This window comes from Saccharopolyspora sp. SCSIO 74807 (assembly GCF_037023755.1).
In the GTDB taxonomy this organism is placed as follows: Bacteria; Actinomycetota; Actinomycetes; order Mycobacteriales; family Pseudonocardiaceae; genus Saccharopolyspora_C; species Saccharopolyspora_C galaxeae.
Genome location: NZ_CP146100.1, coordinates 2,772,458 through 2,787,195 on the forward strand (window position 1 = coordinate 2,772,458; position 14,738 = coordinate 2,787,195).

Sequence of the window (14,738 nt, forward strand, 5' to 3'; positions counted from 1 at the left end):
AGCGGTGCGCCGTCGGCAGCACGGATCGTGCCGAACCAATGGGCCATTGGCCGCAACTCGCCGAGCGAATGGCGCAATCGCGATCGTCCGTAAGGCCCGGACGGGTGGTGTGCGGCCCTTTTCCGCCGAGGTGCCCTCCGGCGATCGGGTGATCCACTCCGGCGAGCGCTGACCGGCGTCCACGCGCCCCGCTAGCGTTGATCATCAACGCTGCAGGGGGTGCGAATTGCCGAGCACGAATCACCGGGAAGAACGCCTGCGCCGCGCGGCCGAGCGGGCCATCGCCGGATTTCCGGCGTTGCCGCGCTGGAAACGCCGGGTGCTGGCCCGATTCCTGGTGGAGAGCAGGCGCGGCTGGCGCACCTACGCGCACAAGGACTTCCCGGCCACTCCGCCGGGCCGCGCCGACTTGCTGCTGATCGGGCCGCAAGGCGTGCTCGCGGTCGCAGTCCGGGACGCGGAACCGGAACTCGACGAAACCCGGAAAGCCTTGCGCGCGGCCGCGGACGTGTTCCTCGGCTTGCGCGTGGCCGCAGGCACGGTCAGCGAAGCCGTCGTGCGGCCGGTGGTCGTGCTGCCCGAAGGCCGGGAGATGTCGAAGCGCTCCATCGGCCACCACCTCACGGTGTCCGAGTCCGTGCTGGGCCGATTGCTGGAGCGCGGCGAGCGGCGGCTGACCAAGCGCGACGCCGAGTCGCTGGCCGCGCACCTGGCCGCGAGCGACGATTTCGTCGAACTGACGCCGTGCGAGGAATCCGACGCCGAGCCCGCCGATGGCGCCGAGCTGTTCGACCTGTCCGAACTCGCCCGCGACCGGTTCGACGCCGCACTGGACGGTCCCTTCGAGTCGTGGCTGACGTTCCTGGACGACTCGCAGTCGGCGATGGTGCGCCGCGACTACAGCGGCCCGGCGCGCATCAGCGGCCCCGCGGGCACCGGCAAGTCCGTGGTGGCGCTGCACCGGCTGGTGCACCTGGGCAGGCGCAGCACCGGTCCGCTGCTGTTCACCACCTACGCGCGCAACCTGCCGCCGATCCAGCAGCGGCTGTTCCGCAGGCTCGCGCCGGAACTGGCCGAGCGGGCCGAGTTCAGCACGCTGCACAGCTGGGCGAGCCGGTTGCTGCGGGACCGCGGCCGCAACCGCAGCGTGCCGCAGGGCGCGGTGCTGAGCTGCTTCTACCGGGCGTGGGGCAAGATCGGCAAGGACGGCAGGCTGAGCGAGCTGAACCCGCGGCCGGACTACTGGCGCGACGAGATCGACCGGGTGATCAAGGGCCGCGGCCTGCGCGACCCGCAGGAGTACCAGGCGGTGCAGCGCACCGGCCGGGGAATGCGGGTCGACCGCGGCGGCGACCGCGACCTGGTGTGGCGGCTCTACGCGCAGTACGAGGAATACCTGCGCGAGAAGGGCCTGCACGACTTCAACGACCTGCTGGCCGAGGCGTACGCCGAGCTGGAGCACCGGCCGCTGGACCAGCCGCCCGCCGCCGTCGTCGTCGACGAGGTCCAGGACATCACGCTCACCGGCCTGCGCCTGCTGCGCTCGATGGCAGGCGACGGGCCGAACCGGCTGCTGCTCGTCGGGGACGGGCAGCAGCAGATCTACGCGGGTGGCTGGCGGCTGTCCGATGCCGGGATCCCGATCCGCGGGCGCGGCGAGGTGCTGCGCAACAACTACCGCAACGCCTCCCGGATCCTGGATTGGGCCAAGCGGTTCGACGCCTCGAACCAGGTCGACGACCTCGACGGCGCGGCCGGTTTCTCCTTGCGCGAGGCCGTTGCGACCTTGCGCGGCGGCGAGGTCGTGCCGTGGCGCGGGCCGCCGGACGAGCACGAGCAGGCGGTGGTGTGCGCGTTGCGCGGCCTCGGCGAGGTGGCACCGGACGACATCGCGGTGCTCACCTTCGGCAAGTCCGAAGCCAAGCGCTGGCGCGCGGTGCTGCGCACGGCGGGCATCGCGGTCGCCGACCTGGAAGAGCACGTCGGCGAACGCGACGGCAAGGTCAAGGTCGGCACCGTGTTCCGCGCGAAAGGACTGGAATTCCGCGCGGTTTTCGTGCCCGAACTACCCGCCGGGGACAACGGCGACGACCGGCTGCGCGACCAGCACGAGCGCGGCGAACGCGCACAACTCGTCGCCCTGACCCGCGCCCGCGACACCCTCTGGATCGGCTTCCCCAAAACCGTGTCCGAGACCTGAGACGTCCGCGCACCCGCGACTCTGGGCCTGGGCTGCACTACTGGTCCCCGCGGGGCAGCGCTGCTTGAGTTACCGGCCCCGGCTCGGTCGAGGGAAATTGCGCGGGAAGCGCTTGTGGCTCTTGTCACAATCTTGACTGCGCGGCACTCTCGAACAGGTCGATGCGCCCACCACCGCACGAGAGGTTCGCGCCCATGGCTTCGAGCACCGAACTGAGCGATGCGCAGCGCCTCCTAGGTCAGCTGCGCAGCAGCGTCGGAGTGCTGCGCACCCGCTACGGAAACGCTGCGGCGGTGCGCAGGTTGAGCAACGATGTCGAACGGCTCGAGATCGACCTCTCCGAGCTGTCGGCATTGCCCGCGCCGCGCACGGAAACCACCCCCGGCGACACCGTGCTCGTCCCGGACACGCCCTACGACCGCTCGCTGTGGCAGGACTCCGACGACGAAGGTGTCGGAGGCTGGCAGCCGCATTAGGGCGCGGGCACTGGGGCACCGACCACTCACCGGACACCGACAACGAGGTCAGCAATGTCCGCACTCCCCGGTACCGACCCGTCCAGCGTCGAGCCATCCCGCCCGCCCGGCCGCACCGAGCCCCGCACCCGGCGCACCGACCGGTGGTGGCTGCAACCGCTGGTCACGGCCGTCGCGCTGGGCCTGTTCGTGATCTACGGCGCGATCCGCGCGTTCATGAACGACTACTACTGGGTGCCCGAGTACCACTACCTCGCGCCGTTCTACTCACCGTGCCTGAGCGCGGCGTGCGTGCCGGGCGCCAGCCACTGGGGCCAGTGGTTCCCGGCACTCGGGCCGTTCCTGCCGCCGCCGGTGTTCGTGCTGCCGTTCGTGCTCGGTTTCCGGCTGACCTGCTACTACTACCGCAAGGCGTACTACCGCTCGTTCTGGGCGGCGCCGCCGGCGTGCGCGGTCACCGAGCCGCACAGCTACTACACGGGTGAGACGCGGTTCCCGCTGAAGCTGCAGAACGCGCATCGCTACTTCTTCTACGCCGCGCTGCTGGTGGCGGCCGTGCTCACCTACGACACCGCGATCGCGTTCCGCGGCGCGGACGGCGGGTTCGGCGCCGGGCTCGGCACCCTGCTCATGGTCGTCAACGTGGTGCTGCTGTGGGCCTACACGCTGTCCTGCCACTCGTGCAGGCACCTGGTCGGCGGGCGGATCAACCACTTCTCCCGGCACCCCGTGCGCTACTGGCTGTGGACCAAGGCCACCTGGCTCAACGGCAGGCACATGCAGTTGGCCTGGGCATCGCTGGTGTCGGTGGCGGTGGTCGACCTGTACGTGCTGCTGATCGCCAGTGGCGCGATCGGCGACCTGAGATTGTTCAACTGAGAGGGCGCGGATGGAGATCGAACGGCACGACTACGACGTCATCGTGATCGGCGCGGGCGGAGCCGGGCTGCGCGCGGCCATCGAGACCCGGATGCGCGGGCTGCGCACGGCGGTGGTGTGCAAGTCGTTGTTCGGCAAGGCGCACACGGTGATGGCCGAAGGCGGCATCGCTGCCTCGATGGGCAACGTGAACTCCCGCGACGACTGGCAGGTGCACTTCCGCGACACCATGCGCGGCGGGAAGTTCCTGAACAACTGGCGGATGGCGGAGCTGCACGCGAAGGAGGCCCCGGACCGGGTCTGGGAGCTGGAGACCTACGGCGCGCTGTTCGACCGCACCGCCGACGGCAAGATCAGCCAGCGCAACTTCGGCGGGCACGAGTACCCGCGGCTGGCGCACGTCGGGGACCGCACCGGGCTGGAGCTGATCCGCACGCTGCAGCAGAAGATCGTCTCGTTGCAACAGGACGACTACGCCGCGCACGGCGACTACGAGGCGCAGCTGAAGGTCTTCCAGGAGTGCACGGTGACCGAGCTGCTCAAGGACGCCCCGGACGGACGCATCGCCGGGGCGTTCGCGTACTGGCGGGAAACGGGCCGGTACGCGCTGTTCCGCGCGCCGGTGGTGATCATGGCGACCGGCGGCATCGGCAAGTCGTTCAAGGTCACCTCGAACTCGTGGGAGTACACCGGCGACGGGCACGCGCTGGCGCTGCGCGCGGGCGCGTCGCTGATCAACATGGAGTTCGTGCAGTTCCACCCGACCGGCATGGTCTGGCCGCCGAGCGTGAAGGGGATCCTGGTCACCGAGTCGGTGCGCGGCGACGGCGGAGTGCTGCGCAACTCCGAGAACCGGCGCTTCATGTTCGACTACATCCCGGACGTGTTCAAGGACTCCTACGCCGACGACGAGGCCGAGGCCGACCGCTGGTACTCCGACCCGGACACCAACCGCCGCCCGCCGGAGCTGCTGCCCCGCGACGAGGTCGCCCGTGCCATCAACAGCGAGATCCAGCAGGGCCGCGGCTCCGAGCACGGCGGGGTGTACCTGGACATCGCCAGCAGGCTGACCCCGGACGAGATCACCAGGCGGCTGCCGTCGATGCACCACCAGTTCCGCGAGCTGGCCGATGTGGACATCACCGGCGAGATGATGGAGGTCGGGCCGACCTGCCACTACGTGATGGGCGGCGTGGAGGTGGACCCGGACACCGCGGCATCCGGCGTGCCGGGGTTGTTCGCGGCCGGTGAGGTCGCGGGCGGGATGCACGGCTCGAACCGGCTGGGCGGCAACTCGCTGTCCGACCTGCTGGTGTTCGGCCGCCGCGCGGGGCTCGGCGCCGTCGAATACCTGGCGGGCGGGGTGTTCCCGGAAATCCGTTCGTCCGATGTGGACGATGCGGCCCGGCGGGCGGAGCGGCCGTTCGACGTGGCCGCGGAGCACGACGCCGCGCAGAACCCGTACACCTTGCACGCCGAGCTGCAACAGGTGATGAACGACCTGGTCGGCATCATCCGGGTCGAGGAGCGGATGCAGTCCGCGCTGCAGCGGCTGCACGACCTGCGGGAGCGGGCCGCGAACCTGGCCGTGGAGGGCAACCGGCAGTTCAATCCGGGCTGGCACCTGGCGCTGGACCTGCGCAACATGCTGCTGGTCAGCGAATGCGTCGCCCGCGCCGCGCTGCTGCGCACCGAGAGCCGCGGCGGGCACACCCGCGACGACCACCCGTCGATGGAATCGGCGTGGCGCCGCGCGCTGCTGGTGTGCTCGATGGCCGATCGGGGTGTTGACGTGCGCGAGCAGCGGCAGCTCCCGGTCCGCCAGGACCTGCTGGAGCTGTTCGCGACCGAGGAGCTCGGCAAGTACTTCACGGAAGAAGAGTTGGCTGCCGCCAACGGCTGACTAATCGGGCCGCCGACGGCTGAGGAATCGGGCGGCCGCGAACGGCTGAGGAAGGGTTACGGCTATGGGTTACCAGGCGCACTTGCGGGTGTGGCACGGCGACGCCGAGGGCGGCGAGCTGCGCGAGCACACCGTCGAAGCCGAAGAGGGCGAGGTGGTGCTGGACCTGGTGCACCGGTTGCAGGCCACCGAATGCCCGGACCTGGCGGTGCGCTGGAACTGCAAGGCGGGCAAGTGCGGTTCCTGCTCCGCGGAGATCAACGGCAAGCCGAAGCTGCTGTGCATGACGCGGCTGTCCACCTTCGCCCGCGACGAGGTGATCACCGTGACGCCGATGCGGACGTTCCCGGTGATCAAGGACCTGGTCTGCGACGTCTCGTACAACTACGTCAAAGCCCGCGAGGTGCCCGCGTTCCAGCCGCCTGCGGACCTCGAACCCGGTGAGTACCGGATGCAGCAGGTCGACGTGCAGCGCTCGCAGGAGTTCCGCAAGTGCATCGAGTGCTTCCTGTGCCAGGACACCTGCCACGTGATCCGCGACCACGCGGAGAACAAGGAGGCGTTCTCCGGGCCCCGGTTCCTGATGCGGGGCGCCGAGCTGGAGATGCACCCGCTGGACAGCCGCGAACGCGGCGGGCCGAACCGGGCCAGCGAGGCCCGCGACGAGCACGGGCTCGGCCTGTGCAACATCACCCGCTGCTGCACCGACGTGTGCCCCGAGCACATCCAGATCACCGACAACGCGCTCATCCCGCTCAAGGAGCGCGCCGCCGACCGGCACTACGACCCGGTCCTGCGGTTCTTCCGCCGCAAGCGGGACTGAAGCCGCCGGCCCGCGGTGCTCCGGGATCTGCCGGAGCACCGCGGATTCAACCGATGTTCTCCACGTTTTTCCCGCGCTTTCGCATGTGCCGAAGAACACGTCGCGCGCACCGTTGATGGGAATTCTGGCAACGATCAATCGTTTCTGGCAATGGCAAACTCCGGGATAAGCCCGCACAGCATTCGGGAAAACCCCAGTTGACCCCTGTCAACCTGGAGTTCGTGAGGGTAGCCGCACGTCGCAGGGCTATGGCGGGTTCTAGCCAGCGGCCTGGCCGGGCCCGATCAGGCCGATATCTTCGGATCTATCCGAAGTCAATTCAACGGAATCGGCCCGCAGCCGGGCGGCCCCGCCGGCCGGGAAACTCGGGCGGTTCGCGACGGAGGGAATCTCGTGAAGAAAATGCTGTTCGGTGCCGGGGCCGGCGTGTCGGCCGCGGCGCTGCTGCTGGCGACGGTCCCCGCCCAAGGTGCGCCGCAGGAGGAACTGGCCCCGCTGACCATGCACACGGCCAACGCCGCCGGTGCGGGCGACTCGTTCGTGGTGAACCTCAAGCCGGGGGTGGACGCGGCCCAGGTCGCGAAGGACCTCGGGGTGCAGACCAAGCACGTCTACAACAACACCCTCAACGGCTTCTCCGCGAAGCTCGGCCCGCAGCAGCTGCAGGACGTGCGCAAGAACAAGTCCGTCGAAGGCGTCTCGCAGACCTTCCGCATCCAGGTGGAGAACCCGCACGCCGGCGCGGCCGAGTCGTGGGGCCTGGACCGGCTGGACCAGCCCGCGCTGCCGCTGGACGGCAACTACGCCCCGGCGCAGACCGGCCAGGGCACCACCGCCTACATCATCGACACCGGCATCGACGCCGGGCACCCGGACTTCGAAGGCCGGGCGAAGGTCGGCTTCGACGCGACCGGTGGCGACGGTTCGGACGTGCAGGGGCACGGCACGCACACCGCGGGCACCGTCGGCTCGAAGACCTACGGCGTGGCCAAGCAGGCCAACGTGGTCGGCGTGAAGGTCCTCGGCGACGACGGCAGCGGCACCACCGACGACATCATCGCGGGCATGGACTGGGTCGCGCAGAACGCCAACGGCCCGTCGGTGGCGAACATGTCGCTGGGCGGCAGCAAGGACCCGGCGCTGGACGAGGCCGCCACCGGCCTGGTCAACCAGGGCGTGTTCCTCGCCGTCGCGGCGGGCAACGAGGGCCAGGACGCGGAGAACACCTCCCCGGCCAGCGCCGAGGGCGTGTTCACCACGGCCGCCTCCGGCGAGCAGGACGGCTCGGCCGAGTTCACCAACTTCGGCCAGACCGTCGAGGGCTACGCGCCCGGTGTCGGCATCACCTCCACCGTCCCCGGCGGCGGTTCCGAGGCGATGGACGGGACCTCGATGGCCAGCCCGCACGTCGCCGGTGCCGCCGCGCTGTTCCTGGAAGCCAACCAGGGCGCCACTCCGGCCGACGCGGTGAAGGGCCTGCAGGACGCCGCTTCGGTCGGCGTCATCCAGGGTGCTCCGCAGGGCACCATCGCCGACCTGCTGCAGGTCCCGGCGAGCTGATTCCGCGCGAACGAGAGGGCCGGGTGTCGCAGATGCCCGGCCCTTCGTTCGGGGCCCTTCTGGATCGGTCAATGCCGACCGCCGATTCCTTGCGCGGCAAGCGCAGAAGGTGACCGCCTCGCGCGCGGTCGCCTGCCGGACACGTTCGTTGCGGCGCTGGCAGTGGCCAGAGGAAGAGCGGCACAGTGCAGCAGATTATTTTGGCCTTCGACGGTTTCATCCCGGCGTTCACAGTCTTGTTCCCGTCGGCGGTGCTGGTGGCGGCGCTGTCCGGGACGGTGCGCAGCAACCGGCTGCGGTCCGTCTCGCCGCTGCGCGACCCGCTGATCGACGCGCTGCTGGTGTTCGCGGTGCTGCTCACCGGCTTCCTGGTGTTCTACCCGCAGCCGGAGATCGCCGACCAGGTGAAGATGGAGGTCGGCGACGACCTGTACACCGCGCTGACCGCCGGGTCCGGCAACTCCGAGCCGTGGGTGCAGCTCGCCGGGAACCTGGTGCTGCTGGTGCCGGTGGCGGTGCTGGTGCCGCTGCGGGTGCGCTGGTTCGACGGCCTCGGCAAGATCGTCATCGGCGGGTTGCTGACCGCGCTGGTGATCGAGACCGTGCAGTTCTTCGCCATCCCCGGCCGGGTCGCATCGACCGACGACGTCGTGCTCAACACCCTCGGCGCCACGTTGGGCGGACTGCTGGTGTGCACCCCGTGGTGGAGCGGGTACGAGCCGCTGCCGGGGCCCTCGCACCGCCCGGCCGAGCCGGAGACCACGCAGACGGTGTGGCGGATCATCGAGAAGATCGAGCACGAGCGCACGCCCGCGAGGCGGCGAGCCGCGCCGAGCAGCCCCGGCGGTTCGCCGACCGTCCGCGTGGGTGCGCCCCGGTCCGTGGCTGCGCCGCGGTCCGTGGCGTCGCGGCCTATGGCGGTGTCGAGCGCAACGGCGGTGTCTGCGGCAGCGGCCAGGCCCGCGGTACCCGACTCGATGGCGGCGAGCGGCGTGGCAGCGCCGGCCTCGAGCCCTGCGGCGGCACCCGGCCGAGCGGCAGCGACGACCTCGAAGGCAGCGCCGACCTCAAAGGCGGGGCCGACCTCGAAGGTGGGCCCGGCCTCGAAGGTGGCGCCGAGCCCTGAGCTGGCACCGTCCGCAGCGGCGCGGCCCGCGGCAGCGCCGAACGCGTCGGCACCGCGCAACCCCGGCACCGGCGACCTGCCGGTGCGGACGCCGGGCGCGCGCACTCCGATCCCGCCGCACCGGGCCGTGCGCGAGCCCGCCCGGCGGCCCTGACGCCGGTGGCCGAGCCGGCCGCACCCGTGCCCGGCCACCGGTTTCCCGTTCGCGTAGCTGGTCGGGTAGCGGAACCTCCGCGGCGGTGCCGGTTGCGTGCACGGTTGCCGGAGCGGCTCCGCCGCTGACCGGGCGAACAGCGAACCGAGCCTTCGCAGCGGCTTCGAGTGCGCGCTCAGCCCCGGCTGTGCTCCGCTGCGTCCTGCTTCGGCGAACCCTGCAACGTCTGGTTGCGCTCGCTCAGCGAGCGCCCGAGGGAGGCGACCTCGCGCTCCATCTGCGGCATGAGCTTGCGCACCGTGGGCGCCATCAGCCTCGTCACCAGCTTCGACGCGGGCAGGTTGCGCAGCCAGTGCATCAGCATGATCGGACGCGGCACGTAGACCCGCCGGGCGCGCCGCTGCACCGCGTCGGCGAAGGCGGTGCCGCACTGCTCGACGGTGGTCGTCGCGTGCATCGGCCACGGCAGCCGCTGGCGCATCCGGCGGAAGCTGGGCAGGTCCGCGGAGGCGTCCCGCACCAGGTCGGTGTCGATCCACGACGGGTGCGCGCTGCCCACCGCGACACCGAGGTGGCCGACCTCGCTGGCCAGTGCGCTGGCCAGCGCCTCGGCACCCGCCTTGCTGGCGGTGTAGGCGGCCATCCCGCCGATCGGTGCGAACGCGGACAGCGAGGACACCACGAGGATGTAGCCGCGCTGCTCGATGACGTGCGGCAGCGCGAGCCGCGCGGTGTGGAACACGCCGTTGAGGTTCACGTCGATGGTCTTGGTGAACGAATGCGGGTCCCCGCTGCGCACGGTGCCGAACGGGGCGAGCCCGGCGTTCGCGATCACCGCGTCGATCCGGCCGTGCGCGGTCGCGGTGGCCTCCACCGCGGCCTGCAGCGAGTCGGGGTCGGTGACGTCGGCCTCGAACCAGGTGTGGCCTTCGCCGAGTTCTTCCGCGACGGCTTCGAGCTCGCCGGGTTCGAGTCCGATCAGCGACAGGGTCGCGCCGCGCCGGGCGAGTTCCCTGGCGGTCTGCGCGCCGATGCCGCGGGCGGCACCGGTGATCAGGACGACTTTGCCGGACATCTTCGGCGGCATACGCACTCCCTGCGCTCGAGCGGAACACCTACTCCGAAGTAGCCTACTGCCAGTAGCTTACTTTCGGTAGATCCCCCGCGGACCTTTCCGGCGCAGCCTTCCGAATGCGGAACTTCCCGAGTGGAGGCCCGGCGGGGCGAAAGAGCCCATCGCTCGGACCACCACGGCGCACCGGTTCGCAAGTGGCGGGGCCGTTCGACCGACCTGTGGGGCGCGGAGATCGCGCACTCCGGAACGGGCGGGGCTCACAGGGCGTTGAGCTGCGCCAGTTCCGCGTCGTGGCGGGCCAGCAGGTCCTCGGCGAGCGAGCGCATCTGCGCGGCCGAGCCCTCGTCCAGCTCGGCCTGCGCGATCTGCGCCGCCCCGTCGTAGAGCCCGCCCATCGCCTCGGTGAACGAGCGCTCGAACTCCGGGCCCTGCGAGTCCCGCAGTCGCTGCAGCAGCTCCGGGCTCAGCTCGCCGGGCAGACGGGAGTGCGGGCCGCCGGAGTCCTCCGGTGCGCTGCCGGACTGCCGTCCTTGCGTGGCCGACAACCAGGTGTCCAGTTCGCCGAGCTCGACCTGCCGCTGCCTGCTCACCTGCTCGGCGAACCCGGTCAGCGCCGGTCCGGCGCCGTTGCTCCGCGCCATCGCAGCCACGTCGAGCACCTGCTGGTGGTGGGTGCGCAGCTGTTGCGCGAAGTCCCGGTCGGTCGCGGTGTGCTCGGCGTCGTCGGCGGCCGGGTCGTCCTCGGCGGCCTCATCTTCGGGCGAGGTGGCCCCGGCGGCGTCTCCCGGCGCCGGAGGCGGCGGGCCGGGCTGCTCGCCCGCGCAGCCACCGAGCGCGAGACCGCAGGTCAGCAGCGCGCCGATGATCGTGCTCCGGTGCACTCGCCCTCCCAAGGTGTTGGTCGTCGCGGCCCGCCCGCGCGGGTCGCCGGGCTCGGCCGGGCCTTGTCCACCGCCAGGCTATCGACCGCCGCGGGGGCCGGGCGTCCACCGCGGGTGTGGGTGTCGGTTCGATCTCACGCCGATGACCACGCCCGCGGCGATGACTAGGGTGGCTACGGCCCGGCCGCAGGACCACCCGAAGGCCGGACTACTATCCGCAGACGGCAGCGATCGTTCCGGGCGCAGGCCGCGAGGTCGTCACCCGGCGCGCCGCCGACGATGCGCCGACCCGACCGGGTCGGGCGGTCCCGCAGGCGGGTCCGCGCAATCACGAGGAACTGTGCAGGAGGCACCGTGACGGCCGTCGCGCCAGAGCCGATAGCCACGCGCCCCTATCCGGTGCGCAAAACGGTCAAGGGGTCGTTCCTGGCGCGGATGCTCCGCACCACCGACCACAAGCAGATCGGCATCCTCTACCTCGTCACCTCGATCGCCTTCTTCATCGTGGGCGGGCTGATGGCGATGCTGATCCGCGGGGAGCTGGCCACGCCGGGGCTGCAGTTCCTGTCCCAGGAGCAGTACAACCAGCTGTTCACGATGCACGGCACGATCATGCTGCTGCTGTACGCGACGCCGATCCTGTTCGGCTTCGCGAACGTGATCCTGCCGCTGCAGATCGGCTCGCCGGACGTGGCGTTCCCGCGGCTGAACGCCTTCTCCTACTGGCTTTACCTGTTCGGTGGGCTGATGGTCGTCAGCGGCTTCCTGCTGCCCGGCGGTGCGGCCGACTTCGGCTGGTTCGCCTACACGCCGCTGTCCGACGCGATGCACTCGCCGGGCCACGGTGCCGACTTCTGGATCGCCGGGCTGGTGGTCTCCGGGCTGGGCACCATTCTCGGCGGCGTCAACATGGTCACCACGGTGGTGTGCCTGCGCGCGCCCGGCATGACCATGTTCCGGATGCCGATCTTCACCTGGAACATCCTGGTGACCAGCATCCTGATCCTGCTGGCGTTCCCGATCCTGACCGCGGCGCTGATGGGCCTGATGGCCGACCGGCACCTGGGTGCGCACGTGTTCGACCCGGCCAACGGCGGGACGATCCTGTACCAGCACCTGTTCTGGTTCTTCGGGCACCCCGAGGTCTACATCGTGGCGCTGCCGTTCTTCGGCATCGTCTCGGAGATCTTCCCGGTGTTCAGCCGCAAGCCGCTGTTCGGCTACAACGGCCTGGTGTACGCGACGCTGGGCATCGCGGCGCTGTCGGTGGTGGTGTGGGCGCACCACATGTACGCGACCGGCGCGGTGCTGCTGCCGTTCTTCTCGTTCACCACGTTCCTGATCGCCATCCCGACCGGCATGAAGTTCTTCAACTGGATCGGCACCATGTGGCGCGGCCAGTTGACCTTCGAATCACCGATGATCTTCAGCATCGGCTTCCTGGTGACGTTCCTGTTCGGCGGCCTGACCGGTGTGCTGCTGGCCGCGCCGCCGCTGGACTTCCACGTCTCGGACACCTACTTCGTGGTGGCGCACTTCCACTACGTGCTCTACGGCACGATCGTGTTCGCGACCTTCGCCGGGATCTACTTCTGGTTCCCGAAGATGACCGGCCGGATGATGGACGAGCGGCTGGGCAAGCTGCACTTCTGGCTCACCTTCATCGGCTTCCACACCACGTTCCTGGTGCAGCACTGGCTGGGCAACGAGGGCATGGTGCGGCGCTACGCGGACTACCTGGAATCCGACGGGTTCACCGGGCTGAACATGCTCTCCACGGTGGGCGCGTTCATCCTCGGCGCCTCGATGCTTCCGTTCCTGTGGAACGTGTTCAAGAGCTACCGCTACGGCGAGATCGTCTCGGTCGACGACCCGTGGGGTTACGGCAACTCGCTGGAGTGGGCCACCTCGTGCCCGCCGCCGCGGCACAACTTCACCGAACTGCCCCGGATCCGGTCCGAGCGCCCGGCGTTCGAGCTGCACTACCCGCACGTCGCGGAGCGGATGCGGCTGGAGGGCCACGTGGGCCTCACCGGCAAACCGCTGTCGCACGCGGCGGCCCCGACGGAGAAGGCCGCGCAGGCCATCGTCCCGCCGGAGCAGGGCGGCGACCGCGACTCCAGGGAGAAGTAGCGCGAAAAAGCAACGTGATGTGCGCGCTAGTCCCGGACCGCACACCTGTGCAAGGGTCGGACTGGCTCAGCTGACGAAACCCCGGCGGGCCGCTGAGGCTCGCCGGGGTTTCTCGTGTTCCCACCGGAAAGGAGTGCCGGCAGCCGTGAGCACGCCGAACCCCACCACCGTGTTGATCACAGTGACCGGGAAGGACAAGCCGGGCGTCACGTCCGTGCTGTTCGCCGCCCTCACCGCGCACGGGGTGGACATCGTCGACGTCGAGCAGGTCGTGATCCGCGGCAGGCTCGTGCTCGGGGTGCTGGTCTCCACCGAGCGCGACCCCGAGCACCTGCAGGAGGCCGTGGAGCAGGCGATGGCCACCGTCGGCATGAGCGTCGACGTGGAGATCGGCGCGCGCGACGGCGATCCGGCGAAGCTGGAGTCCACGCACGTCGTGGTCGTGCTCGGGCATCCGGTTTCGGCGCGCAGCTTCACCGAGGTCTCCCGCAGGCTCGCCGAGCTGGGCGTGAACATCGACGGCATCCGGCGGGTCGCGGACTACCCGGTGACGGGGCTGGAGTTGCAGGTCACCGCGCCGGACCTGAGCGAGCAGACCGGTGCGGCGCTGACCACCGCGATGGGCGACCTCTCCGCAGGCCTCGGCGTCGATGTGGCGGTGGAACGCGCCGGGCTGACCCGCCGCGCGAAACGGCTGGTCGTGTTCGACGTGGATTCCACGCTGATCCAGGGCGAAGTCATCGAGATGCTGGCCGCGAAGGCCGGCTGCGAGCAAGCCGTCCGCGAGGTCACCGAGCGCGCGATGCGCGGCGAGCTGGACTTCGCCGAGTCGCTGCGGGAGCGCTGCAAGGTGCTGGCGGGCCTGCCCGCCTCGGTGCTGGACGAGGTGGCCGCCGAGCTGGAGCTCACTCCCGGTGCCCGCACGACGGTGCGCACGCTGCGCAGGCTGGGTTTCCACACCGGCGTCGTCTCCGGCGGGTTCAGCCAGATCGTCGATCACCTGGTGGACGAGCTGGGGCTGGACTTCAGCGCGGCGAACGAGCTGGAGGTCGTGGACGGCAAGCTCACCGGCCGGGTGCTCGGCGAGATCGTGGACCGGCCGGGCAAGGCCCGCGCGTTGCAGCGGTTCGCCGACGAGTTCGGAGTGCCGAACGGGCAGTGCGTGGCGGTCGGGGACGGTGCGAACGACATCGACATGCTCTCCGCGGCCGGGCTCGGCGTGGCGTTCAACGCGAAACCGGCGCTGCGCGAGGTGGCCGACACCGCGCTGTCGCACCCGTTCCTGGACGCGGTGCTGTTCGTGCTGGGCGTGACGCGCGCCGAGGTGGAGGTCGCCGACGCCGAGGACGGTGTGCTGCGCCGCGTTCCGCTGGAGGCGTGAGCACCTCGGGCGTACCGGGCCGGCTCCGCGCAATCCGCCTCCAGCGGAAGGCGCGGCTCACGGCCGCAGGATCGCGGGCAGCGTGCGGTGGCCGTTCGAGATGAACGAATCGCCGGCCGGGCGGGTTTCGCCGTGCCGGTGATGTCC

The 14,738-nt window shown here is 70.5% G+C and carries 11 protein-coding genes; 9 read left to right on the forward strand and 2 right to left on the reverse strand.

Features of this window, described 5'->3' with window-relative positions; all coding sequences use genetic code 11:
- The first annotated feature begins 226 nt into the window (after positions 1-226).
- The 7 genes from V1457_RS12755 to V1457_RS12785 all read left to right on the forward strand — a co-directional run bounded on the left by V1457_RS12755 (position 227) and on the right by V1457_RS12785 (position 9,121).
- The gene (locus V1457_RS12755) at positions 227-2,200 is read left to right on the forward strand and encodes an ATP-dependent helicase (RefSeq protein WP_338603809.1); all 1,974 of its coding nucleotides are present in this window, start codon (positions 227-229) and stop codon (positions 2,198-2,200) included.
- Between the two features lie 194 nt (positions 2,201-2,394).
- Positions 2,395-2,676, forward strand: coding sequence for a hypothetical protein (locus V1457_RS12760; protein WP_200072677.1), 282 nt, complete (start codon positions 2,395-2,397; stop codon positions 2,674-2,676).
- Positions 2,677-2,730: 54 nt separating this feature from the next.
- Complete coding sequence (locus V1457_RS12765; RefSeq protein ID WP_338603812.1) at positions 2,731-3,555, forward strand: hypothetical protein; 825 nt, start codon at positions 2,731-2,733, stop codon at positions 3,553-3,555.
- Positions 3,556-3,565: 10 nt separating this feature from the next.
- Positions 3,566-5,458, forward strand: coding sequence for a fumarate reductase/succinate dehydrogenase flavoprotein subunit (locus tag V1457_RS12770; RefSeq protein ID WP_338603815.1), 1,893 nt, complete (start codon positions 3,566-3,568; stop codon positions 5,456-5,458).
- Between the two features lie 64 nt (positions 5,459-5,522).
- On the forward strand, positions 5,523-6,281 hold the full coding sequence (locus V1457_RS12775; protein WP_338603818.1) for a succinate dehydrogenase/fumarate reductase iron-sulfur subunit: 759 nt from the start codon (positions 5,523-5,525) through the stop codon (positions 6,279-6,281).
- Positions 6,282-6,683: 402 nt separating this feature from the next.
- Positions 6,684-7,841, forward strand: coding sequence for a S8 family serine peptidase (locus V1457_RS12780; protein ID WP_338604971.1), 1,158 nt, complete (start codon positions 6,684-6,686; stop codon positions 7,839-7,841).
- Positions 7,842-8,026: 185 nt separating this feature from the next.
- Entirely contained in the window at positions 8,027-9,121 is a 1,095-nt protein-coding gene (locus V1457_RS12785) for a VanZ family protein (RefSeq protein ID WP_338603821.1), read from the forward strand.
- A 175-nt stretch (positions 9,122-9,296) separates the two neighbouring features.
- Here the strand turns inward: V1457_RS12785 and V1457_RS12790 are convergent, their stop codons facing one another.
- Positions 9,297-10,208 carry an SDR family oxidoreductase gene (locus V1457_RS12790; protein WP_338603823.1) on the reverse strand — a complete coding sequence of 304 codons (912 nt, stop codon included), beginning with the start codon at positions 10,206-10,208 and terminating at the stop codon, positions 9,297-9,299.
- Positions 10,209-10,453: 245 nt separating this feature from the next.
- Positions 10,454-11,077, reverse strand: a complete 624-nt coding sequence (locus V1457_RS12795) for a DUF305 domain-containing protein (protein ID WP_200072684.1) — start codon at positions 11,075-11,077, stop codon at positions 10,454-10,456.
- 354 nt (positions 11,078-11,431) lie between these two features.
- On the opposite strand from V1457_RS12795, the gene ctaD reads away from it, so the two are divergent.
- On the forward strand, positions 11,432-13,210 hold the full coding sequence (gene ctaD, locus V1457_RS12800; RefSeq protein WP_295144109.1) for a cytochrome c oxidase subunit I: 1,779 nt from the start codon (positions 11,432-11,434) through the stop codon (positions 13,208-13,210).
- Positions 13,211-13,355: 145 nt separating this feature from the next.
- Entirely contained in the window at positions 13,356-14,591 is a 1,236-nt protein-coding gene (serB, locus tag V1457_RS12805) for a phosphoserine phosphatase SerB (protein WP_295144112.1), read from the forward strand.
- Positions 14,592-14,738: the final 147 nt, after the last annotated feature.